Below are 21567 nucleotides of genomic sequence, written 5' to 3'. Positions count from 1 at the left end.
GCGCCGCCCTGATGTTCAGTCGTTGCGATGCAGCTTGCTCATCAGCTCGGCCTCGGCCTGGGTCAGGCCGCAGGTTTCGGTGAGTTCCGACACGCTAGCGCCCATGCCGACCAGCCGTGCAGCCTGGGTGAAGGTGACGCTGCTCGGGTCACGCTGCTCCAGCCGTTCCAGCCGGTCGGGCAGCGTGGCCACCGCACCGCGCAGCTCATGGATGGCGTCGCCCATGCGCACGGTGACGTTCTGGTAGTCATCGAGCCGCTTGCCGAGGTCCTTGATACGCTGGTCGCGCAAGGCATCGCCAATGGCCTGCTGCGCAGCCAGCTCGCGCTGACGCTTGGTGTAGTTCAGGAAGAACCACAGGCTCAAGGCCCACAGCAGGGCCAGTAAGATGACGCCGACCTCGAAAATCAAGTCAGATGTTCTCCAGTTCCGACCACTCTTCCTCGGTCATCATCTTGTCCAGCTCGACCAGAATCAGCAATTCGCCGTTCTTGTTGCACACGCCCTGGATGAACTTGGCCGATTCTTCGTTGCCGACGTTGGGCGCGGTTTCGATCTCGGACTGGCGCAGGTACACCACCTCGGCGACGCTATCGACCAGAATGCCGACCACTTGCTTGTCAGCTTCGATGATGACGATGCGGGTGTTGTCGGTGACCTCGGTTGGCATCAGCCCGAAGCGCTGGCGCGTGTCGATCACGGTCACCACGTTGCCGCGCAGGTTGATGATACCCAGCACATAGCTGGGCGCACCCGGCACCGGGGCGATTTCCGTGTAGCGCAGCACTTCTTGTACCTGCATCACGTTGATGCCGTAGGACTCGTTGTCCAGACGGAAGGTAACCCACTGCAGGATCGGATCTTCAGAACCTTGTGCGGACGACTTTTTCATTCCCCTACCCCTTGAAATCCGCCTTTGGCGGTGTGTTCGGTGTGATGTGCTGTTTGGCGTGCAACTGCTTGACGGCGCCGCTGGCGATCAACTCGGCCAGCTCCGCCACGTCCAGCAGTGCACACATGTGTTCAATGACCGTGCCGGCCAGCCACGGCCGCTGGCCCCGCTGGCTACGCCACTTGATCTCGGACGGGTCCAGGCGCAGCGAGCGGCTGACCTGATGCACAGCCAGCCCCCACTCGTAGCCCTGGACAGAAATGACGTATTGCAGGCCCTGGCGGAAATCATCGCGGTAGCGGTCAGGCATGACCCAGCGCGCGGTGTCGAGCACCTTGAGGTTGCCAGCCTGGCAGGTGAGGATGCCCAGGAACCACTCGGGCTGCCCGAACAGCGGCGTCAGCTCGCGGTCGGCCAAGGTGTAGATCGAGCCCAGGCACACCAGCGGCACGGCCAGGGTCAGGCCGGCCACATCGAACAGCAGGCACTCGAACGGCTCGGCAGCCCAGGCCGGGCGCCCATCGACGGTGGCCGGCGGTACGGGCACGTCCGGTGCAGGCAGGTGGACGTCCACCAGGGGCATTGCCGGCTCCACAGCCGGGGTATCAGTCAAGACCGGGATGCTGGCCTCGGCCACCACTGCCTGTTCCACCACCGCCACCACGGGCGGCTGCACAGGTATGACGCTAGGCAACACCGCAAGCCTGGGCTCGGCGAACGGCCGCTCAGGTGCGGGCGGCGCCGGTTGTGCCTGCGTGGCCTGGCCAGGCTGACGCGCATCGCGGGCCTGCTCCTGGCGCACCGCCAGGGCGAAGTCATCCGCCGCGCCTGGCGGTGGCGGCGTCTCCAAGGGCTCGGTGGCTTCCTGGAGCAGACCGTCAAGATAGGACTGCAGGGCCAACTGGGGCTTGCTGCTCACTTGCCGTGTTTGTGTCATCAGGCCACCTGCGCCGCGGGCTTGTAGGTCAACAAGTGCTTGAGCAGCGCCCGATAGGCCACCAGCCCTCGGCTCTTGTTGTCGAATTGCGACGGCGTGACGCCCTTGCGGCTGGCATCGCGCAGCCGCGTGTCCACGGGAATGTAGCCCTGCCATACCTGTTCGCCGTAGGCATCGCGCAGCAACTTGAGCGTTCCCAGGGACGCCTGGGTACGTCGGTCGAACAACGTCGGCACGATCTGGTAAGGCAGCGCCTGGCGCCGGGAGCGGTTGATCATGGCAAGGGTGCCGACCATGCGCTCAAGTCCCTTGACGGCCAGGAACTCGGTCTGCACCGGGATGACCAGTTGCTGGCTGGCCGCCAGCGCATTGACCATCAACACCCCTAGCAAAGGGGGGCTGTCGATCAATGCGAAGTCGAAGTCTTGCCACAACTGCGCCAGACTCTTGGCGATGACCAGCCCCAAACCGTTCTGACCGGGCGATTGACGCTCCAGCACAGCAAGGGCAGTGCTAGAGGGAAGCAATGAAATGCGCTCGTCACTGGTTGGCAACAGCAACTGCCCCGGCAGCCCGTCCGGAACGCTGCCCTTGTGCAGGAACAGGTCGTAGCTGCTGTGCTCCAGCGCATCGGGATTATGCCCGAAATAGCTGGTCATCGACCCATGCGGATCAAGATCGACGACGATTACACGCTTGCCGGCGTCGGCCAGAAGGCCAGCCAGGGCGATGGTGGTGGTGGTCTTGCCGACGCCACCTTTTTGATTGGCTACTGCCCAGACTCTCATCAGGCAAACTCTGTCCGTGGGTGAGGCAGGGCGCGTGGTGTGCCCGCTGCCTTGCTGGAAAATGAAAGGCGTGGATGGCTGTCGGTCAGGCGCCGTGCATGGACATCCGCCAATGGGGCGACAGAGAATTGACGAGTCACTGGCCTGCCACCGCTGCTGAGCTTGCCGGTGCACTTTGTGTGCCAGCCCGGCGCAGTGCAGCATCAGGCGTGGCATTGGCAGCACCGGTACTGGTCAGGCTGCGGCGCACCTCAAGGTTGCGGGATATCACCAGTACCACGCGCCGGTTACGGGCCCGGCCCTCGGGGGTATCATTGCCCGTCACGGGCTGATACTCGCCGTAGCCCACCGAGGCCATACGCCCAGGGTTCACGCCGCCTATGGCCAACAGCCTGACGATACTGGCGGCACGGGCCGAGGAAAGCTCCCAATTGGTCGGGTATTGCGCCGTACGGATAGGCTGGTTATCGGTGAAGCCTTCGACGTGAACCGGGTTGGCGAAAGGCTTGAGAATGGCCGCCACCTTGTCGATGATGGCGAATGCATTGTCACTGGGCATGGCATCGCCACTGCCGAACAGCAACGAGGAATTGAGCTCGATCTCGATCCACAGCTCGTTACCCCGGATCGTCATCTGATCACCCTTGATGAGGTCACCAAAGGCGTCGCGCACTTCATCGGCGATGGTCTTGAGCGGGTCGTTGCTGGCGGCCGTCAGGCCAGCGTCGGACTGCTCGCTGTCCTTGACCAAGGGCTGGGCAGGTCGCACGGTCAGCGGGCGCTCATCCCCGATGGGAATGGGCCTCATACTGCGCTCAGGGTCGTTGAACACGCCCAGCAAGGCTTGGGACACCACCTTGTACTTGCCCTCGTTGACCGAGGAAATCGAATACATCACCACGAAAAAGGCGAACAGCAAGGTGATGAAGTCGGCGTAGGATACCAGCCAGCGTTCGTGGTTTTCCGGCTCCTCGGCATGACGGCGACGACGCATGGGCTACTCCATGAAGCCTTGCAGCTTCAGCTCGATCGAGCGCGGGTTCTCGCCTTCGGCAATGGACAGCAGGCCTTCGAGGAGCATTTCCCGGTAACGCGACTGGCGCAGCACCAGCGCCTTGAGCTTGTTGGCGATGGGTAACAGGATCAGGTTGGCGCTGGCGACCCCGTAGATGGTCGCCACGAAGGCAACGGCGATGCCGTTGCCCAGTTGCGCCGGGTCGGCCAGGTTGCCCATGACGTGAATCAGCCCCATCACCGCGCCGATGATTCCGATGGTCGGAGCGTACCCGCCCATGCTCTCGAAGACTTTGGCAGCCTGCAGGTCACGGCCCTCCTGGGTCAGGAAATCCACTTCGAGGATACTGCGAATGGCTTCGGGCTCGGCGCCGTCGACCAGCAACTGCAAGCCCTTGCGCGCGTAAGGGTCAGGCTCGCCATCGGCTACCCCTTCCAGCCCGAGCAGGCCTTCCTTGCGCGCCGTGAGGCTCCAGTTCACCACGCGATCGACCCCACCCGGCAGATCGACGCGCGGTGGAAACAGGATCCAGCGCAGGATCTGCAAGGCCCGCTTGAACGAGGAGAGCGGCGATTGCAGCAAGGCTGCCGCCAGGGTACCGCCCAATACGATCAGCGCTGCCGGCCCATTGATCAGGGCGCCCACATGGCCGCCTTCGAGGAAGTTACCGCCCACGATGGCGACAAAAGCCAGGATCAGGCCGATCAGGCTGAGCACGTCCATCAGACGCACGCCTCCACCAGGTGCCGGCCAATATCGTCGAGGCTGTACACCGCATCGGCCAGGTTGGCCTTGACGATCGCCATGGGCATGCCATAAATCACGCAGCTGGCTTCATCCTGTGCCCACACCGTGCTGCCACCCTGCTTGAGCAGGCGCGCCCCTTCCCGGCCGTCCGCGCCCATGCCCGTCAGTACCACGGACAACACCTTGTCGCCATAGGACTTGGCTGCCGAGCCAAAGGTAATGTCCACGCAGGGCTTGTAGTTGAGCCGCTCGTCACCGGGCAGAATCTTCACGGTTCCACGGCCATCGATCATCATCTGTTTGCCACCGGGGGCCAACAGCGCCAGCCCGGGGCGCAGAATGTCGCCATCTTCGGCTTCCTTGACGCTGATCCGGCACAGCTTGTCCAGGCGCTCTGCAAAGGCCTTGGTGAAGGCTGCCGGCATGTGCTGGATGAGTACGATCGGCGCCGGGAAATTGCCTGGCAATTGCGTGAGCACGCGCTGCAAGGCCACCGGTCCCCCGGTCGAGGTGCCGATAGCAACGAGCTTGTAAGGCTTGCGCTTGGGCGCAGGCGAATGGGCAGCCGCCGGCCTGACGGGGGCTGTGGTGCTGCGCACCGGTGCCGGCGCTGCAGCGCTGGTGGCTGTTGTGGGCGTCGGCGCAGGGGCAGCAGCGGGCGCGACCGCCGGGCGGGCGTAACTGGCCATGCGGCGATTGCTTCGCGACAGGGTATGCACCTTCTCGCACAGCATCTGCTTGACCTTCTCGGGGTTGCGCGAGATGTCTTCGAAATTCTTCGGCAGGTAGTCCACCGCCCCGGCATCGAGCGCATCGAGCGTGACCCGAGCGCCTTCATGGGTGAGCGATGAGAACATCAGCACAGGTGTCGGGCACCTTTGCATGATGTGCCGCACCGCCGTGATGCCATCCATCATGGGCATCTCGTAGTCCATGGTGATCACATCGGGCTTGAGCGCAAGCGCCTGGTCGATCGCTTCCTTGCCGTTGGTTGCAGTGCCCACTACCTGGATCGTCGAGTCCCCCGAGAGGATTTCCGAGACGCGGCGGCGGAAGAAACCGGAATCATCCACCACCAGGACCTTGACTGCCATAAACACTCCGTTAGGCGGCGCCCCCGGCCAAGGGGGCGCCACCGAGATCAAATACGCCGCGCGGCGTAACGCTTGAGCATGCTCGGGACGTCGAGAATCAGCGCAATGCGACCGTCGCCGGTGATGGTGGCCCCGGACATCCCCGGGGTGCCTTGCAACATCTTGCCCAGAGGCTTGATTACCACTTCTTCCTGGCCCACCAGTTGATCGACGACAAAGCCGATGCGCTGGGTGCCGACCGACAGGATCACCACGTGACCTTCGTGCTGTTCTTCATGCACCTGGCCCTGGACCAGCCAGCGCTTGAGGTAGAACAGCGGCAACGCCTTGTCTCGCACGATCACCACTTCCTGGCCATCGACCACGTTGGTGCGCGACAGGTCCAGGTGGAAGATCTCGTTGACGTTGACCAGCGGGAAGGCGAACGCCTGGTTGCCCAGCATCACCATCAGGGTGGGCATGATCGCCAGGGTCAACGGGACCTTGATGACGATCTTCGAGCCCTGCCCCTTGGCCGAGTAGATGTTGATCGAGCCGTTGAGCTGGGAGATCTTGGTCTTGACCACGTCCATGCCCACGCCCCGCCCGGAGACGTCGGAAATCTCGGTCTTGGTGGAAAAGCCCGGGGCGAAGATCAGGTTGTAGCAGTCCGACTCACTCAGGCGGTCGGCGGCGTCCTTGTCCATCAGGCCCTTTTCCACGGCCTTGGCACGCAGTACGTTCGGGTCCATGCCTTTGCCGTCGTCGGAAATCGACAGCAGGATATGGTCGCCTTCCTGCTCGGCAGACAATACGACGCGCCCCGTGCGCGCCTTGCCCGCGGCCTCGCGCTCATCGGGCATTTCCACCCCATGGTCCACGGCGTTGCGCACCAAGTGCACCAGCGGGTCGGCCAGCGCCTCGACCAAGTTCTTGTCCAGGTCGGTTTCTTCGCCCACCAGTTCAAGGTTGATCTCTTTCTTCAACTGCCGCGCCAGGTCACGCACCAGGCGCGGGAAGCGGCCGAACACTTTCTTGATCGGCTGCATGCGCGTCTTCATCACCGCCGTCTGCAAGTCGGCGGTGACCACGTCGAGGTTCGACACGGCCTTGGACATGGCTTCATCGCCGCTGTTCAGGCCCAGGCGTACCAGACGGTTACGCACCAGCACCAGTTCGCCGACCATGTTCATGATCTCGTCCAGGCGCGCGGTATCGACCCTGACGGTCGTTTCCGCTTCGCTGACCGCGTGCTTGTCGGCACTCGCCGCTGGCGCCCGCGGGGCTGCGGCAGGCTTGGGCGCTGCAACCGGTGCCGCCGCGCCAGCAGGACGGGCGATCGCCGGCGCCTCGGCCCTGGCTGGGGCTGCGGCCTGAACACTGGCAGGTGCATCGACGGCAGCCACGTCGCCATTGAACTTGCCCTTGCCATGCAGCTGGTCCAGCAACGCCTCGAACTCGTGCTCACTGATGTCGTCGCCAGGGATGGCAGATGTTTGCTCGACAGGCGCCGCCGCCTTGGCTGCGGGCAAGGCATCGGCCTGGAACGTGCCTTTACCATGCAACTGATCCAGCAGCGACTCGAACTCGGCGTCGGTAATTTCATCGCTGGCCGGCTCGGCAGCGGCAGCCACCGGCTGGGCCGTCACTTCGGCACTGAACTGGCCCTTGCCATGCAACTGGTCGAGCAGCGACTCGAATTCGGCATCGGTGATGTCGTCACCCTGGCCGCTGACCGGCTCGGCAGGCATCTGCTCGGCCGCCGCCTGGGCTTTGACTGCGTCGAGCGAATCGAGCAGTTGCTCGAACTCGCTGTCGGTGATGTCAGCTTCGGTAGCTTGCGCAGCCTGCTGCACGGGCGCAGGTTCAACCGGCACGGGCACAGCCGGTGCCGGGGCCGCTTCGGCGCTGCCGGGCTCTGCCAGACGCGCCAGGGCTGCCAGCAGTTCGGGCGTGGCCGGTGTGACCTCGCTGCGCTCACGCACCTGGGCGAACATGCCGTTGACGGCATCCAGTGCTTCGAGCACCACATCCATCAGTTCTGCATCGACCCGGCGCTCACCTTTGCGCAGCACGTCGAACACGTTCTCGGCGATATGGCAGCACTCCACCAGCTCATTGAGCTGGAGGAAGCCGGCGCCCCCTTTTACAGTGTGGAAACCGCGAAAAATTGCATTGAGCAAGTCGGCATCGTCAGGGCGGCTTTCAAGCTCGACCAGCTGCTCGGACAATTGCTCAAGTATTTCACCGGCTTCTACCAGGAAATCCTGAAGGATTTCTTCATCGGCGCCGAAGCTCATCAAAGGTGCTCCTTAAAAACCCAGGCTGGATAGCAGATCATCGACATCGTCCTGACCGGACACGACGTCTTCACGCTTATCGGCATGAATCTGCGGACCTTCACCCCGAGTCGGATGTTTTTCTCGATCTTTTTCTGCGCGCAACTGATCCTGGTCATGCTGGATGCCTGCAAAGCGGTCGACCTGGCTGGCCATCATCACCAGTTTCAGCAGGTTGCTTTCCACTTCGGTCACCAACGCCGTGACGCGCTTGATCACCTGCCCGGTCAGGTCCTGGTAATCCTGGGCCAGCAGGATGTCGTTGAGATGGCCAGCCACCTTGCGGTTACCTTCGGCGCTGTGCGCCAAGAAACCGTCGACGCGCTTGGCCAGGTCGCGAAACTCCGTGGCGTTCACTTCCCGGCGCATGAAGCGCTGCCAATCGGCACTCAGCGCTTTGGCTTCGCTGGCCAGGTCGTTGAGCACAGGCGTGCTTTCCTCGACCAGGTCCATGGTGCGGTTTGCCGCCCCTTCGGTGAGCTTGACCACATAGGACAGGCGTTCGGTGGCGTCGGTAATCTGCGACACCTCTTCGGCCTGGGGTATGGTCGGGTCGATCTGGAAACTGACGATGGCGCTGTGCAGTTCGCGGGTCAGCTTGCCCACTTCCTGGTACAGCCCCCGATCGCGGGTCTGGTTCAACTCGTGAATGAGTTGCACCGCCTCGCCGAACCGTCCGCGCTCCAGGCTTTCGACCAACTCCTGGGCATGCTTTTTGAGGGTCGATTCGAACTCGCCCAATGACGTGTGTGATGAACTCATGGCGCGCCCCCTGACGTGACTCAGCCGTTGACGCGTTCGAAGATCTTCTCGATCTTTTCTTTGAGCACCTGGGCGGTGAACGGCTTGACCACATAGCCATTCACGCCTGCCTGGGCGGCCTCGATGATCTGGTCGCGCTTGGCTTCCGCGGTCACCATCAACACCGGCAAGCTCTTGAGCTTGTCGCTGGCGCGCACTTTGCGCAGCAGGTCGATACCGGACATGCCCGGCATGTTCCAGTCAGTTACCAGAAAATCGTAATGGCCATTTTCGAGCATGGGCAGCGCCGTCATGCCGTCATCGGCTTCGCTGGTGTTGGTGAAGCCCAGGTCACGCAGCAGGTTCTTGATGATGCGCCGCATCGTCGAAAAGTCGTCGACGATGAGGATTTTCATGTTTTTGTCCAATTAGACCTCCAAGCAGTCTCAAACGCGCTCGGCCCCGAGCGCGCACTCAATCGATTCGGTACAACGTGGAAAACGGCAACGACGGCGGCGGGCTCAACGGGCCCGCCATTCCCCCAGGCGGCTGCGCAGGCGCGCGGCGCATTGGCTGTGCAACTGGCTGACCCGCGACTCGCTGACCCCCAAGACCTCACCGATCTCCTTCAGGTTCAGTTCCTCGTCGTAGTACAGCGCCAGCACCAGGCGCTCACGCTCCGGCAGGTTGGCGATGGCCTCGGTCAACGCGACCTGGAACCGCTCTTCCTCCAACCCACGGGCAGGCTCGGCCTGGCCGCTAACGCCGTCCTCATGCAAGCCTTCGTGCTCGCCGTCCTGCAACAGGTCGTCGAAGCTGAACAGGCGGCTGCCCAGTGTGTCGTTGAGAATCCCGTAATAATCATCGAGGCTCAACTTGAGTTCGGCAGCAACTTCATGATCTTTAGCGTCGCGGCCGGTTTTGGCTTCTACCGCGCGCATGGCGTCGCTGACCATGCGGGTGTTGCGGTGCACCGAACGCGGCGCCCAGTCGCCTTTGCGCACCTCGTCGAGCATGGCGCCGCGAATGCGGATGCCGGCATAGGTCTCGAAGCTGGCGCCCTTGCTGGCGTCATACTTGTTGGCGACCTCGAGCAGACCGATCATGCCCGCCTGGATCAGGTCCTCGACCTGCACGTTGGCAGGCAGTCGCGCAAGCAGGTGATAGGCGATGCGCTTGACCAGCGGGGCATAGCGCTCGATCAGCTCATATTGCGCGTCCTTCGAGGCGCGGCTGTACATCTTGAAGCCGCTGGCGCTCATGACATCGAACCTGCACTGGTCGGCTGCACCAGGCGTTCGACGAAGAACTCCAGGTGGCCACGGGGGTTGGCAGGCAGCGGCCAGCTGTCGACCTTCTGCGCAATGGCCTTGAAGGCCAAGGCGCATTTGGAGCGCGGGAACGCCTCGTACACGGCACGCTGTTTCTGCACCGCCTTGCGCACGCATTCGTCGTAAGGCACGGCGCCCACGTACTGAAGCGCCACATCCAGGAAGCGGTCGGTGACCTTGGTCAGCTTGGCAAACAGGTTGCGCCCTTCCTGGGGGCTCTGGGCCATATTGGCCAGCACCCGGAAGCGATTCATGCCGTAATCGCGGTTGAGCAGCTTGATCAGCGCGTAGGCATCGGTGATCGAGGTCGGCTCATCGCACACCACCAGCAGCACTTCCTGAGCCGCGCGCACGAAGCTGACCACCGAATCGCCGATGCCGGCCGCAGTATCAATCACCAGCACATCGAGGTTGTCGCCGACTTCGCTGAACGCCTGGATCAGACCCGCATGCTGGGCAGGCGCAAGGTGCACCATGCTCTGGGTGCCCGAAGCGGCCGGGACGATGCGCACACCGCCCGGGCCCTGCAGCATCACATCGCGCAGTTCGCAACGCCCCTCGATGACATCGGCCAGCGTGCGCTTGGGCGCAAGGCCCAGCAACACATCGACATTGGCCAGGCCCAGGTCGGCGTCGAGCAGCATGACCCTGCGGCCCAGCTCGGCCAACGCCAGAGACAGATTCACTGAAACATTTGTCTTGCCGACGCCACCTTTGCCACCGGTCACGGCGATCACCTGTACGGGATGCATGCTACCCATGTCTGTTCTTTACCTTGTCTCGCTGGGACTCATGCCACACGAAGGGCAATGCTGCGTACCCCTTGGCATAGCTACCTTGCACACATTTCATTTTCAACCCGCTCGCCGTGGGTTGTGGTAGAGATCAGCGAACATGTCGGCCATGGCCTCCTCGCTGGGCTCGTCCTGCTGCTGCACATTGACCGCGCGGGTGACCAGCTGGTGCCCACGGGGCAAGTGCAGATCGTCCGGGATACGCGGCCCATCGGTAAGGTAGGCCACGGGCAGTCGGAAACTGATGGCAAGGCTCAGGACATCGCCCAGGCTTGCCGACTCGTCGAGTTTGGTCAGGATGCAGCCGGCCAGCCCGCAGCGCTTGTAGCTGTGGTAGGCCGCGGTCAGCACCTGCTTCTGGCTGGTGGTGGCCAGGACCAGGTAATTCTTCGCAGCGATACCGCGACCGGCCAGGGTATCGAGCTGCATGCGCAAGGCCGGGTCGCTGGCTTGCAGGCCGGCCGTATCGATCAGCACCACGCGTTTGCGCAGCAGCGGCTCGAGCGCCGCCGCCAACGACTGACCGGGGTCGACATAGGTGACCGGCACATTCAGGATCCGGCCCAGGGTCTTGAGCTGTTCCTGGGCGCCGATGCGAAAACTGTCCATGCTCACCAGCGCCAGGTTGTGGGCGCCGTACTTGAGCACATAACGCGCCGCGAGCTTGGCCAGGGTGGTGGTCTTGCCCATGCCGGCTGGGCCGACGACGGCAATCACGCCGCCGTCCTCGATCGGTTCGACGTCAGGCGTACGGATCATGCGCGCCAGGTGCGCCAGCAGCATACGCCAGGCGTGGCGAGGCTCCTCGATGTCCTTGGTCAGCTCGAGCAATTCGCGGGCAATGGGGCCAGACAGGCCGATGCGCTGCAGCCGGCGCCACAACGTGGCCTGCTGCGGCTTGCTACCTTGCAGCTGGGTCCAGGCCAGCGACCCCAGCTGCACTTCCAGCAGTTCGCGCAAGCCGGACAGCTCCGAGCGCATGGCATCGAACAGGCGCGGGTCCACCGAGGCCTGGCTGCTTGCGGTGGCGGCCGGCTGCGGGGTATCGACATGCGGCTCGACCAAGGGCTCGGCCGCCGTGAGCGATTGACCGGCGAACAGTTGGCGATTGCTGTCGCTGCTGTCCGGGCGCTGATCGAGCTCGGCCTTGGCCGTGGCGATGCGCGTGTGCGTCTTGCGAAGCTCTTCTTCGAGTTCGACGTTCGGTACCCGAGGTGCCAGGGCGGACAGCTTGTAGTCCAGCGCGGCGGTCAGTTCGACCCCGCCTGCGATACGGCGATTGCCGATGATGGCCGCATCAGCGCCCAGCTCATCGCGCACCAGCTTCATGGCCTGACGCATATCAGCGGCGAAGAATCGCTTAACTTGCATTATCCACTACCTCAGCCATTAGGGCCCACGGTGGCAACGATGGTGACTTGCTTGTTGTCCGGTATTTCCTGATACGCCAGCACATGCAAATTCGGTACGGCCAGCCGACCGAAACGCGACAGCATGGCGCGGATCGGGCCAGCAACCAGGAGGATGGCCGGCTGGCCTTGCATCTCCTGACGCTGTGCGGCTTCGATCAGCGAACGCTGCAGCTTTTCGGCCATGCTCGGCTCAAGAAGCACTCCGTCTTCCTGACCTTGCCCGGCCCTCTGCAGACTATTGAGCAAGATCTGTTCCAACCTGGGCTCCAAAGTGATCACAGGCAGCTCGGACTCAACGCCAACAATGCTTTGCACGATGGCGCGACACAATCCGACGCGCACGGCCGCGACCAAAGCGGCGGTATCTTGACTCTTTGCCGCGTTGTTGGCGATGGATTCGGCAATGCTACGAATATCGCGCACTGGCACCTGTTCTGACAACAAAGCCTGTAGGACTTTGAGAAGACCAGACAGCGAAATGACACCCGGCACCAACTCTTCCGCCAGCTTGGGCGACGCCTTGGACAAGACTTGCAACAGTTGCTGCACTTCTTCGTGACCGATCAGCTCGTGGCAATGCTTCTGCAATATCTGGTTGAGGTGAGTGGCCACCACCGTGCTGGCGTCTACGACGGTGTAGCCAAGCGACTGAGCCTGGGAGCGCTGACCGACGTCGATCCACACCGCCTCCAGGCCAAAAGCAGGATCGCGAGCCGCAATGCCGTTGAGGCTGCCGAACACCTGCCCTGGGTTGATGGCAAGCTCGCGGTCCGGGTAGATCTCTGCTTCGGCCAGGATTACCCCCATCAACGTCAGGCGATAGGCACTGGGTTGCAGGTCCAGGTTGTCGCGGATGTGCACGGTAGGCATGAGAAAGCCCAAGTCCTGAGACAGCTTCTTGCGCACCCCCTTGATCCGCGCCAGCAGCTGCCCGCCCTGGTTGCGGTCGACCAACGGAATCAAGCGATAACCCACCTCGAGGCCGATCATGTCGATCGGGGTGACGTCGTCCCAGCCCAGCTCCTTGGTTTCGGCCGCCCTCTGCGGGGACGGCAGCAGCTCTTGCTGGCGCTGCGCTTCCTGCTGGGCCAGCACCTTGGTCTTATGCTGTTTTTTCCACACCAGGTAGGCACCGCCGCCCGCCATCAGGCCCAGGCTCAGGAACGCCAGGTGCGGCATGCCCGGCACAAGGCCCATGACGATCATGATGGCGCCGGACACAGCCAGGGCCCGGGGCGAGTCGAACATCTGGCGGTTGATCAGCTTGCCCATGTCCTCCGAGCCCGAGGCACGGGTGACCATGATGGCTGCGGCGGTGGAGAGCAGCAGCGAAGGCAGCTGCGCCACCAGGCCGTCACCGATGGTCAGCAGGGCATACACCTTGCCGGCATCACCGAAGCTCATGCCATGCTGCAACATGCCGATCAGCATGCCACCGATCAGGTTGATGAACAGGATCAGCAGGCCAGCGATGGCGTCACCGCGCACGAACTTGCTGGCACCGTCCATCGAACCGTAGAACTCAGCCTCCTGGGCGACTTCGCTGCGGCGCGCCTTGGCCTGCGCCTGGTCGATCAGGCCGGCGTTCAGGTCGGCGTCGATGGCCATCTGCTTGCCCGGCATCGCATCGAGGGTGAAGCGTGCGCTGACCTCCGAGATACGCCCCGCACCCTTGGTCACTACCACGAAGTTGATGATCATGAGGATGGCGAAGACCACCGCACCGACCACGTAGTTGCCGCCGATGACCACATCGCCGAAGGCCTGGATCACCATGCCCGCGGCGCCGTGCCCTTCCTGGCCGTGCAGCATGACCACGCGGGTGGAAGCCACGTTCAGGGCCAGTCGCAGCAGGGTCGCCACCAGCAGGATGGTGGGGAAAGCGGCGAAGTCCAGCGGGCGCAGCGCGTACACGCTGACCAGCAGCACCACGATGGACAAGGCGATGTTGAAGGTGAAGAACACGTCGAGCAAAAACGGTGGTATTGGCAACATCATCATTGCCAGCATCACCAACAGCAACAGCGGCACGCCGAGGTTGCCCCGCCCGAGACCGGCCAGGTTATGGCGAGCGTTGCTGATTAACTGAGTGCGATCCACCGCGAGTCCTCTTCTTGCAAAACTTTGACGCCTGTCAGGCGACTGGCGCTGCCATTGCAAGAAGCTTTCCAACTTTGTCGGGTGGAGAATTTATATTGCCTGTGCTGGCCCTATGGCGGCCATTTCAGCCATCCCCGGCGCAAGGTCAACTGTCGCGTCGCAGATCGGGCGGAATGGGCAAGTCGGTCTTCAGCGGATCTGGCCGCTTACCCTTGCCTGCGTGGTACTGACGGATCTGGAAGACATACGCCAACACCTGAGCCACCGCCAAGTACAGGCCGGCAGGAATTTCATGCTCCACCTCGGTGGAGTAGTAGATCGCCCGAGCCAAGGCGGCGGATTCGAGAATCTGGATCTTGTGCTCAGCGCCGATCTCGCGAATCTTCAAGGCCATGAAGTCGCTGCCCTTGGCCAGCAGCAAGGGGGCCGAATTCCCGTTTTCCGGATCGTACTGCAGCGCGACGGCGTAATGGGTCGGGTTGGTGATGATCACATCGGCCTGGGGCACCGCCGCCATCATTCGCCGTTGCGACACCTCGCGTTGCAACTGGCGGATACGCTGCTTGACCTCCGGCTTGCCCTCGCTGTCCTTGTACTCGTCGCGCACTTCCTGCTTGGTCATCTTCATTTTCTTGTGCGTCTGCCACAGCTGGAACGGGGCGTCGGCGGCCGCGATCAGCAATAGCCCGGCCGACATCCACAGTGCACTCCACCCCACCACCTGCAAGCTGTGAATGATTGCCTGCTCCAGCGGCTCGTTGGCGATCGACAGCAGAGCTTGACGGTCGCTGGCCAGCACCGCCACCGCCACTACCAGGATCACGAAGAACTTGGCCAGCGCCTTGAGCAATTCGGTCAAGGCATTCATGGAGAACATGCGCTTGATGCCCGAAAGTGGGTTCATGCGGCTGAATTTGGGTTGCAGCAAGCTGCCGGAGAATACGAACCCACCCAGTACGATCGGCGCAACGAAGGAAATCACGAATAGCAGGATCAGAATCGGCTGCACGGCCCAGATGGCCATTTTGCCGGACGTGAGCAAGAACGCCCCCATGGATCGCTCATCGACGATGATCTCTCGGGTCAGGCTGAAGTTCATGCGCATCATTTCCAGCAGAGTCTCGGCCAGATACCCGCCAAAAGCCAATATGCCCCCGGCACCTGCCAGGGTGACCGCCACCGTGTTGAGCTCCTTGGAACGCGCGATTTCGCCTTTTTCCCGTGCGTCGCGCTTGCGCTTTTCGGTGGGTTCCTCTGTCTTGTCCTGACCGCTCTCGCTTTCTGCCATTCAACCGGCCCTCGCCAAATCCCGCAGCCACAGCAACGTTTCGCTGGCCAACGCCTGGTAATGAGACAGTATATCGGCAAGGCCGATCCAGAAAATGAGCATGCCCATGACCAAGGTCAGTGGGAAACCAATGGAAAAAATATTCAGTTGCGGGGCCGCACGGGTCATCACGCCAAAGGCGACGTTGACGACCAGCAGCGCTGCGATCACCGGCAGGATCAATATCAGCCCAGCGCCGAACACCCACGCCATGCGCCCGACCAACTCCCAAAAATGCGTGACCACCAGGGCATTGCCAACCGGTAGCGTGGTGAAGCTCTCGGTCAACACCTCGAATACCACCAAGTGACCGTTCATCAGCAGAAACAGCACGCTCACCAGCATGGTCATGAATTGACTGATCACAGTGACGTTGACCCCGTTGCCAGGATCGACCATAGATGCAAAGGCCATCCCCATCTGTACTGCCACGATCTGCCCGGCGATCACGAAGGCCTGGAAAAGCAACTGCAACCCCAAGCCGAACATGGTACCGACGATGATCTGCTCGGCGCACAGCAGCGCCCCTTTGAGGCTCAACGGATCGAACGGCGGCAGGGGCGGGAGCGCCGGCACGATGACCACGGTAATCGCCACGGCAACGTACAAGCGCACCCGCGCCGGCAACATGCGCGTGCCGAAGATGGGCATGGTCATCAGCACCGCCGTCACCCTGAACAGCGGCAGGATGAAGGTGGCCACCCAGGTGCCGATTTGCGTGTCGGTCAGCTCAAGCATTCGCGCATCAACCGATGAGCTGGGGGATGTTGGTGTACAGGGTCGTGATGTACTCCATGAACTTCTGCACCAACCACGGACCGGCCACGATCAGTGTGATCAACATCACCAGCAGGCGCGGCAGAAAGCTCAAGGTCTGCTCGTTGATCTGGGTGGCGGCCTGAAACATGGCCACGATCAAACCCACCAGCAGGCTGGGAACCACCAGCACGGCAACCATCAACGTGGTCAGCCACAAGGCGTCGCGGAACAGGTCGACGGCTACTTCAGGCGTCATGCACGGCCCTCCCAGGCAAAGTCACACACCACCGAAACTGCTGGCCAGCGTGCCCATGATCAGGGCCCAGCCATCGACCAGCACGAACAGCATGATCTTGAATGGCAAGGAGATGATCAGCGGCGACAGCATCATCATGCCCATGGCCATGAGCACGCTGGCCACCACCATGTCGATGATCAGAAACGGAATGAAGATCATGAAGCCGATCTGGAAGGCCGTCTTGAGTTCCGAGGTGACGAAGGACGGCACCAGGATACTCAACGGCACCTGATCGGGGCTGGCGATGTCGGTGCGCTTGGACAGGCGCATGAACAAGTCCAGATCGCTCTGCCGGGTCTGGGCCAGCATGAAGTCCTTGAGCGGGCCCTGCGCTCGGTCGATGGCCTGTTGGGCGGTCAACTGCTCGTTCAGGTAAGGCTGCAGGGCCGTCTGGTTGATGCGGTCGAACACCGGCGCCATGATGAACAGGGTCAGGAACAGCGCCATGCCGGTCAGTATCTGGTTCGAAGGCGTCTGTTGCAGCCCCAGCGCCTGGCGCAGGATGGAAAAGACGATGATGATCCGGGTGAAGCTGGTCATCAGGATGACGAACGCTGGAATGAAGCTCAGCGCCGTCATGATCAACAGGATCTGCAGGCTGACCGAGTACTCCTGCTGCCCATCGGTACCGTTGGACAGGGTGATGGCCGGGATTGACAGCGGGTCGGCCGCCAGTGCCAACGGCGCCGCCAACAGCAGCGCCAAGGTGAACAACAGTCGCAGCGCTGCGCTCATCGGGTCTTGTCCTTAGGGTCCTTGCCCATCAGTTCCATCAGCCGCTGGGCGAACTCAGGCGTCACCTGGCGGGCACCCTGGGGTACATCCACTGGCTCGGCCAGCACGTGCAACGCTTCGATGTTGCCAGGTGTATGACCGATGAGGATCTGCTCCTTGCCCACCTGCACCAGCAGCAGCCGATCACGCGGGCCGATGGCGCGGCTGCCGATGATGTCGATCACGTGCCCGCCCTTGACCGCCGAACCTTGCATCCGGCGCAGCAGCCAAGCGAGCAGAAAGATCAGCCCGACCACCAGCAACAGGCCAAAGACCATTTGTGCCAGCTGCCCGCCCAGGCTTCCTGGAGGGTTGACCGGCGTCGCCGCAGGCGTAGCGGCGGCCAGACACACCTGGCTGGCCAGTGCCGCAGCAACCGCCGCGATGACGCGCACCCTGGCCTTCATCAACGCAGCTTCTTGATGCGTTCACTGGGGCTGATCACGTCCGTCAGGCGGATGCCGAACTTCTCGTTGACCACTACCACTTCGCCATGGGCGATCAGCGTGCCATTGACCAGCACATCCAAGGGCTCGCCTGCCAGGCGGTCGAGCTCAATCACCGAACCCTGGTTGAGTTGGAGCAGATTGCGGATGTTGATTTCGGTACTACCTACTTCCATCGAGATGCTCACCGGGATGTCGAGAATCACATCCAGGTTCGGGCCTTCGAGGCTGACGTTGGCATTGGGCTTGGGCGAGCTGGCGAACTCCTCCATCGGCAGGCGGCCGGGCCCCTGATTCTGGCTGGTATCGCCCAGCAGTGCATCGATGTCGGCCTGGCCGGCCGCACCGGTTTCTTCCAGCGCAGCAGCCCACTCATCGGCGAGCGCCTGGTCTTCCGGGGAGGTGATCTCGTTTTCGTTAGCCATGATTTCCTCGACAGGCATTCAGTTCGTTGGGAGCGGCCGCCGTCAGCGGCGTTCGATCGGGTCGATGATCTGCAGCGCCAGGTTGCCCTTGTGCGAGCCCAGGCGCGCCTTGAAGGCCGGCACGCCGTTGGCGCGCAGCACAAGGTGCTCGGGCAGCTCGACTGGGATGACGTCCCCGGGCTGCATGTGCAGGATGTCCCGCAATTTGAGCTGACGCCTGGCTACCGTGGCCGTTACCGGAACGGCGACATCAAGCACGTCCTCACGCAGCGCTTTGACCCAGCGTTCGTCCTGGTCGTCCAGATCGGACTGGAACCCGGCATCGAGCATTTCACGCACCGGCTCGATCATCGAGTACGGCATGGTCACGTGCAGGTCGCCCCCGCCGCCGTCGAGCTCGATATGGAACGTGGACACCACGACCGCCTCGCTGGGGCCGACAATGTTGGCCATGGCCGGGTTGACCTCGGAGTTCATGTACTCGAAGTTCACCTCCATGATCGCCTGCCAGGCTTCCTTGAGGTCGATGAAGCACTGGTCCAGCACCATGCGTACCACGCGCAACTCGGTCGGGGTGAACTCGCGGCCTTCGATCTTGGCGTGCCGGCCGTCCCCGCCGAAGAAGTTGTCCACCAGCTTGAACACCAGCTTGGCGTCGAGGATGAACAGCGAGGTGCCGCGCAGCGGCTTGATCTTGACCAGGTTGAGGCTGGTGGGCACGTACAGCGAATGCACGTATTCCCCGAACTTCATCACCTGCACGCCGCCCACGGCCACATCGGCCGAGCGGCGCAGCAGGTTGAACATGCTGATGCGGGTATAACGGGCAAATCGCTCGTTGATCATCTCCAAGGTCGGCATGCGGCCCCGGACGATACGGTCCTGACTGGTCAGGTCATAGCTTTTGATACTGCCAGGCTCGGATGCACTTTCAGTCTGCACCAGGCCATCGTCGACGCCGTGCAGCAGGGCATCGATCTCATCCTGGGACAGCAGGTCCTGTACGGCCATTGCGTGCTCCTACTGCAATACGAAATTGGTGAACAGCAACTGGTCGATCACGGGCTTGCCGACTTCTTTCTGGGCCACTTCCTGCACCACGACGGTCGCTTTCTGGCGCAGCATTTCCTGGCCGACCGAACTGCTGGCCAGGGTATCGAAGCCGACCCCGGAGAACATCATCACCAGGTTGTTACGGATGACCGGCATGTGCACTTTAAGGGCATCGAGGTCAGCCTGATTGCGCCCCTGCAAGGTGATGCTGACCTGCATGTAGCGCTGGCGACCATTCTGGTTGAAGTTCACCACGAACGCGGGTGTGAGCGCTTCGTAGATGGCCGCTGGCTTGGTGGTGCTGGCGCCTTCCTGCTCAGCAGGCGCAGGCTCGCTCTTGTGCATGATGAACCATGTGGCGCCCACGGAAATGCCCACGGCCACCAGCAGGCCACCCACGGCCAGGAGGATCAGTTTGAGTTTGCCTTTTGGGGCAGGGTCTTTGACTGCTTCGGTATTCGCCATGCCAATATTCCGTCGTCCATCGGGAGTAACTGGGAAGATGGCTTGGGGTGAGCAAGTGTTATGCCAAATAGGCGAGCGTCCAGGCTGGGGCCATTACACGGCCCCAGCGGTCTTACATGAACAGCATTGGCAGCCGGGCGGTCACCCTATCTTCAGCCGCCTCAGGCGTAATAATCCACAGCGCTGTCCCCAATCACGACCTGCTGCTCCACAGGCCGTTCGCGCTCGGCTGCGTCGACCGAGCCCTCCCCTGCACGCGCAGCCACCCCGGACAGACCATTCCCCCCCTGCCCCTGCGCCGCCTGCCCTTGTTGCTGCTGACCTCGCGACTGATCGGCCACGTTGACATCCGGCTGGGCCAGCCCCTGCTGGGCAAAGAGTTCGCGCAGCCGGTGCACCTGGCTGTCCAGCGTATCGCGTACACCGACGTGGCCGCTGATGAAGGTCACCTGGGTAGCCTGGTCGGCGGCGACATTGACGCGGATGTTCAAGCGCCCCAGCTCGGCAGGCTCAAGCTGGATATCAGCCGACTTGAGGTTCTGGCTGGACAAGTACATGACTCGGTTCACCAGCCCCTCGGTCCAGGCGTTCTGGTTCATCGACAGCGGCTGCTGCAACGGGTTGGGGTTCACCGGCACGGCGTTGGCCGTCTTGGCCGTTGCCGCCTGGGTGAGGTTGGCCAGGCGGCTGGCGAAGTCATCGATTCGGGTATCGCTGTTGGCGCCCTTGGTGTCTTTCAACCCTTCTTCGAGCAATGCGCCAAATGCCTTGTCACCGGTGTCGGTGGAAGCTTCTTCGGCCCCTTGCCCCGCCTGCGCCAAGGTATTGACGGACGCAGCCTGCGCCTGTTGCTGACCAGGGTCTGCGGCATGGGCCGAGGTGGCCCCCTTGGCTTGGGCACTGTGCTCCAGGGCCAGGCGCAGGGTAGGCAAGTTCGCCAGGGCATCGGCAGCAGGGTCGAAATCTGGCGCCTCTTCGGACGGCGGCTGATCATTGGCAGCCTGCAAAACAGGGGCTACCGCCTCGGCCTGGGCCTGGATCAACTGGGCGCCAGGCTGCGCGTCAGTGACTTGACCGGCAACCAGGCTGGCATCGCGCATGCCAGTGTCGGCCTGGGTGGCGTGCTCGGTGGGCGAGGCATTGCCGTCATCGGCAACGCTGCGCTTGTCGGCAGGCTTGCCTTTGCCGCTTGAGGCCGCTTCAGCCTTTTCAGCGGCCTTGCTCGAAGCGTTCTTGTCTGCAGCGCCGGCAACCTTGTCACGCCCCTGCCTGGCCATCATCTGACCGAAGCCATCACCCTGCTCGCCCAGCGTCTGCTGGGGTTTGGCGGCGGTGGCGCTAGCAGAACGGGCTGCGTCAGCCTTGATGTTGGCTTGCAGCAAAGGGTTGGATGCAACAGGCATTGAGCAGTCTCCGCGCCATAAACAAAATGATCACGGGCATTACCCAGCAAAACTCGCGCCAACTCATACGGGGGCGGCAAGCGCGTGGGCTAACCCGCCGATATCCGATGATGTTCGGCACGGTAGAAGCGCTGCACCTCGGCAAACTCCAGATCAATCCGGTTGATAAGGTCTTCGATGCCCAGCAGCGGGGGATGGCGGGCCTTGTCCTCGAGTTCCTGGCACAGAGTTGCCAGCGCAACGGCGCCCATGTTGCTGCTGCTGCCCTTGAAACTGTGGGCGGCGGCGCCGAGTTCCACTGCGCTGCGGGCAGCGTGAAGTTGGCCAAGACGCCGTTCGGAATCGTCCAGAAAGGTCTGCACCAGCTGCAGATAGCCGTCTTCCATGATTTCACGCAGGTCACTGAGTACCTTGTGGTCGATATGCATGTCAGCCACTTGTTCGCTCC

General features: G+C 62.5%; 24 protein-coding genes. All 24 read right to left on the bottom strand.

What is annotated here, in order from left to right; translation table 11 throughout:
• Positions 1-15 precede the first annotated feature (15 nt).
• The 24 genes from CRP40_RS02485 to CRP40_RS02370 all read right to left on the bottom strand — a co-directional run bounded on the left by CRP40_RS02485 (position 16) and on the right by CRP40_RS02370 (position 21556).
• Positions 16-411, bottom strand: a complete 396-nt coding sequence (locus CRP40_RS02485) for a DUF2802 domain-containing protein (RefSeq protein WP_023533917.1) — start codon at positions 409-411, stop codon at positions 16-18.
• A gap of 1 nt (position 412) precedes the next feature.
• On the bottom strand, positions 413-892 hold the full coding sequence (locus CRP40_RS02480; protein WP_003254393.1) for a chemotaxis protein CheW: 480 nt from the start codon (positions 890-892) through the stop codon (positions 413-415).
• Between the two features lie 4 nt (positions 893-896).
• Positions 897-1829 carry a CheW domain-containing protein gene (locus tag CRP40_RS02475; protein WP_027915966.1) on the bottom strand — a complete coding sequence of 311 codons (933 nt, stop codon included), beginning with the start codon at positions 1827-1829 and terminating at the stop codon, positions 897-899.
• A complete protein-coding gene (locus CRP40_RS02470; protein WP_027915965.1) occupies positions 1829-2617 on the bottom strand; it encodes a ParA family protein in 789 nt (262 codons plus the stop codon). Before CRP40_RS02470 ends, CRP40_RS02475 begins: the two co-directional genes overlap by 1 nt.
• 136 nt (positions 2618-2753) lie before the next feature.
• Positions 2754-3611, bottom strand: a complete 858-nt coding sequence (gene motD / locus CRP40_RS02465; protein WP_027915964.1) for a flagellar motor protein MotD — start codon at positions 3609-3611, stop codon at positions 2754-2756.
• A gap of 3 nt (positions 3612-3614) precedes the next feature.
• Entirely contained in the window at positions 3615-4355 is a 741-nt protein-coding gene (locus CRP40_RS02460) for a flagellar motor protein (RefSeq protein WP_027915963.1), read from the bottom strand.
• Positions 4355-5473 carry a chemotaxis response regulator protein-glutamate methylesterase gene (locus CRP40_RS02455; protein WP_027915962.1) on the bottom strand — a complete coding sequence of 373 codons (1119 nt, stop codon included), beginning with the start codon at positions 5471-5473 and terminating at the stop codon, positions 4355-4357. The genes CRP40_RS02460 and CRP40_RS02455 overlap by 1 nt, the downstream gene beginning before the upstream one ends.
• 47 nt (positions 5474-5520) lie before the next feature.
• On the bottom strand, positions 5521-7752 hold the full coding sequence (locus CRP40_RS02450; protein WP_027915961.1) for a chemotaxis protein CheA: 2232 nt from the start codon (positions 7750-7752) through the stop codon (positions 5521-5523).
• Positions 7753-7764: 12 nt separating this feature from the next.
• The gene (locus CRP40_RS02445; protein ID WP_023533920.1) at positions 7765-8553 is read right to left on the bottom strand and encodes a protein phosphatase CheZ; all 789 of its coding nucleotides are present in this window, start codon (positions 8551-8553) and stop codon (positions 7765-7767) included.
• Between the two features lie 20 nt (positions 8554-8573).
• Positions 8574-8948 (bottom strand): chemotaxis response regulator CheY, encoded by a 375-nt coding sequence (locus CRP40_RS02440; RefSeq protein ID WP_161780420.1) that lies wholly within the window; start codon positions 8946-8948, stop codon positions 8574-8576.
• Positions 8949-9053: 105 nt separating this feature from the next.
• Positions 9054-9794, bottom strand: a complete 741-nt coding sequence (gene fliA, locus CRP40_RS02435; protein ID WP_023533945.1) for an RNA polymerase sigma factor FliA — start codon at positions 9792-9794, stop codon at positions 9054-9056.
• Positions 9791-10624, bottom strand: a complete 834-nt coding sequence (gene fleN, locus CRP40_RS02430; RefSeq protein ID WP_023533996.1) for a flagellar synthesis regulator FleN — start codon at positions 10622-10624, stop codon at positions 9791-9793. The genes fliA and fleN overlap by 4 nt, the downstream gene beginning before the upstream one ends.
• A 93-nt stretch (positions 10625-10717) precedes the next feature.
• Complete coding sequence (flhF, locus tag CRP40_RS02425; protein WP_027915959.1) at positions 10718-12028, bottom strand: flagellar biosynthesis protein FlhF; 1311 nt, start codon at positions 12026-12028, stop codon at positions 10718-10720.
• 11 nt (positions 12029-12039) lie between these two features.
• Entirely contained in the window at positions 12040-14169 is a 2130-nt protein-coding gene (gene flhA / locus CRP40_RS02420) for a flagellar biosynthesis protein FlhA (RefSeq protein ID WP_027915958.1), read from the bottom strand.
• 145 nt (positions 14170-14314) lie between these two features.
• Entirely contained in the window at positions 14315-15457 is a 1143-nt protein-coding gene (gene flhB / locus CRP40_RS02415; protein ID WP_027915957.1) for a flagellar biosynthesis protein FlhB, read from the bottom strand.
• The gene (fliR, locus tag CRP40_RS02410; protein ID WP_027915956.1) at positions 15458-16234 is read right to left on the bottom strand and encodes a flagellar biosynthetic protein FliR; all 777 of its coding nucleotides are present in this window, start codon (positions 16232-16234) and stop codon (positions 15458-15460) included.
• Positions 16235-16241: 7 nt separating this feature from the next.
• Complete coding sequence (gene fliQ / locus CRP40_RS02405) at positions 16242-16511, bottom strand: flagellar biosynthesis protein FliQ (RefSeq protein ID WP_023533926.1); 270 nt, start codon at positions 16509-16511, stop codon at positions 16242-16244.
• A 21-nt stretch (positions 16512-16532) separates the two neighbouring features.
• On the bottom strand, positions 16533-17288 hold the full coding sequence (gene fliP, locus CRP40_RS02400; protein WP_023533994.1) for a flagellar type III secretion system pore protein FliP: 756 nt from the start codon (positions 17286-17288) through the stop codon (positions 16533-16535).
• Positions 17285-17734 carry a flagellar biosynthetic protein FliO gene (gene fliO, locus CRP40_RS02395; RefSeq protein WP_027915955.1) on the bottom strand — a complete coding sequence of 150 codons (450 nt, stop codon included), beginning with the start codon at positions 17732-17734 and terminating at the stop codon, positions 17285-17287. Before fliO ends, fliP begins: the two co-directional genes overlap by 4 nt.
• Positions 17734-18198 carry a flagellar motor switch protein FliN gene (fliN, locus tag CRP40_RS02390; protein ID WP_023533974.1) on the bottom strand — a complete coding sequence of 155 codons (465 nt, stop codon included), beginning with the start codon at positions 18196-18198 and terminating at the stop codon, positions 17734-17736. Before fliN ends, fliO begins: the two co-directional genes overlap by 1 nt.
• 42 nt (positions 18199-18240) lie before the next feature.
• Positions 18241-19209 (bottom strand): flagellar motor switch protein FliM, encoded by a 969-nt coding sequence (fliM, locus tag CRP40_RS02385; protein ID WP_023533965.1) that lies wholly within the window; start codon positions 19207-19209, stop codon positions 18241-18243.
• Between the two features lie 9 nt (positions 19210-19218).
• Positions 19219-19716 carry a flagellar basal body-associated protein FliL gene (fliL, locus tag CRP40_RS02380; protein WP_023533973.1) on the bottom strand — a complete coding sequence of 166 codons (498 nt, stop codon included), beginning with the start codon at positions 19714-19716 and terminating at the stop codon, positions 19219-19221.
• 161 nt (positions 19717-19877) lie between these two features.
• On the bottom strand, positions 19878-21119 hold the full coding sequence (locus CRP40_RS02375; RefSeq protein WP_027915954.1) for a flagellar hook-length control protein FliK: 1242 nt from the start codon (positions 21117-21119) through the stop codon (positions 19878-19880).
• An 89-nt stretch (positions 21120-21208) separates the two neighbouring features.
• On the bottom strand, positions 21209-21556 hold the full coding sequence (locus CRP40_RS02370) for an Hpt domain-containing protein (RefSeq protein WP_027915953.1): 348 nt from the start codon (positions 21554-21556) through the stop codon (positions 21209-21211).
• Positions 21557-21567: the final 11 nt, after the last annotated feature.

It is taken from the genome of Pseudomonas sp. URMO17WK12:I9 (genome assembly GCF_900230165.1).
Taxonomy (GTDB): domain Bacteria; phylum Pseudomonadota; class Gammaproteobacteria; order Pseudomonadales; family Pseudomonadaceae; genus Aquipseudomonas; species Aquipseudomonas fulva.
This window is presented reverse-complemented; position numbering and strand designations above follow the sequence as displayed.

Coding starts and splice junctions, on each gene's coding strand:
- CRP40_RS02480 (WP_003254393.1), bottom strand. CDS start 892: ATGAAAAAGTCGTCCGCACAAGGTTCTGAAGATCCGATCCTGCAGTGG.
- CRP40_RS02475 (WP_027915966.1), bottom strand. CDS start 1,829: ATGACACAAACACGGCAAGTGAGCAGCAAGCCCCAGTTGGCCCTGCAG.
- CRP40_RS02470 (WP_027915965.1), bottom strand. CDS start 2,617: ATGAGAGTCTGGGCAGTAGCCAATCAAAAAGGTGGCGTCGGCAAGACC.
- motD (WP_027915964.1), bottom strand. CDS start 3,611: ATGCGTCGTCGCCGTCATGCCGAGGAGCCGGAAAACCACGAACGCTGG.
- CRP40_RS02460 (WP_027915963.1), bottom strand. CDS start 4,355: ATGGACGTGCTCAGCCTGATCGGCCTGATCCTGGCTTTTGTCGCCATC.
- CRP40_RS02455 (WP_027915962.1), bottom strand. CDS start 5,473: ATGGCAGTCAAGGTCCTGGTGGTGGATGATTCCGGTTTCTTCCGCCGC.
- CRP40_RS02450 (WP_027915961.1), bottom strand. CDS start 7,752: ATGAGCTTCGGCGCCGATGAAGAAATCCTTCAGGATTTCCTGGTAGAA.
- CRP40_RS02445 (WP_023533920.1), bottom strand. CDS start 8,553: ATGAGTTCATCACACACGTCATTGGGCGAGTTCGAATCGACCCTCAAA.
- CRP40_RS02440 (WP_161780420.1), bottom strand. CDS start 8,948: ATGAAAATCCTCATCGTCGACGACTTTTCGACGATGCGGCGCATCATC.
- fliA (WP_023533945.1), bottom strand. CDS start 9,794: ATGAGCGCCAGCGGCTTCAAGATGTACAGCCGCGCCTCGAAGGACGCG.
- fleN (WP_023533996.1), bottom strand. CDS start 10,624: ATGGGTAGCATGCATCCCGTACAGGTGATCGCCGTGACCGGTGGCAAA.
- flhF (WP_027915959.1), bottom strand. CDS start 12,028: ATGCAAGTTAAGCGATTCTTCGCCGCTGATATGCGTCAGGCCATGAAG.
- flhB (WP_027915957.1), bottom strand. CDS start 15,457: ATGGCAGAAAGCGAGAGCGGTCAGGACAAGACAGAGGAACCCACCGAA.
- fliR (WP_027915956.1), bottom strand. CDS start 16,234: ATGCTTGAGCTGACCGACACGCAAATCGGCACCTGGGTGGCCACCTTC.
- fliQ (WP_023533926.1), bottom strand. CDS start 16,511: ATGACGCCTGAAGTAGCCGTCGACCTGTTCCGCGACGCCTTGTGGCTG.
- fliP (WP_023533994.1), bottom strand. CDS start 17,288: ATGAGCGCAGCGCTGCGACTGTTGTTCACCTTGGCGCTGCTGTTGGCG.
- fliO (WP_027915955.1), bottom strand. CDS start 17,734: ATGAAGGCCAGGGTGCGCGTCATCGCGGCGGTTGCTGCGGCACTGGCC.
- fliN (WP_023533974.1), bottom strand. CDS start 18,198: ATGGCTAACGAAAACGAGATCACCTCCCCGGAAGACCAGGCGCTCGCC.
- fliM (WP_023533965.1), bottom strand. CDS start 19,209: ATGGCCGTACAGGACCTGCTGTCCCAGGATGAGATCGATGCCCTGCTG.
- fliL (WP_023533973.1), bottom strand. CDS start 19,716: ATGGCGAATACCGAAGCAGTCAAAGACCCTGCCCCAAAAGGCAAACTC.
- CRP40_RS02375 (WP_027915954.1), bottom strand. CDS start 21,119: ATGCCTGTTGCATCCAACCCTTTGCTGCAAGCCAACATCAAGGCTGAC.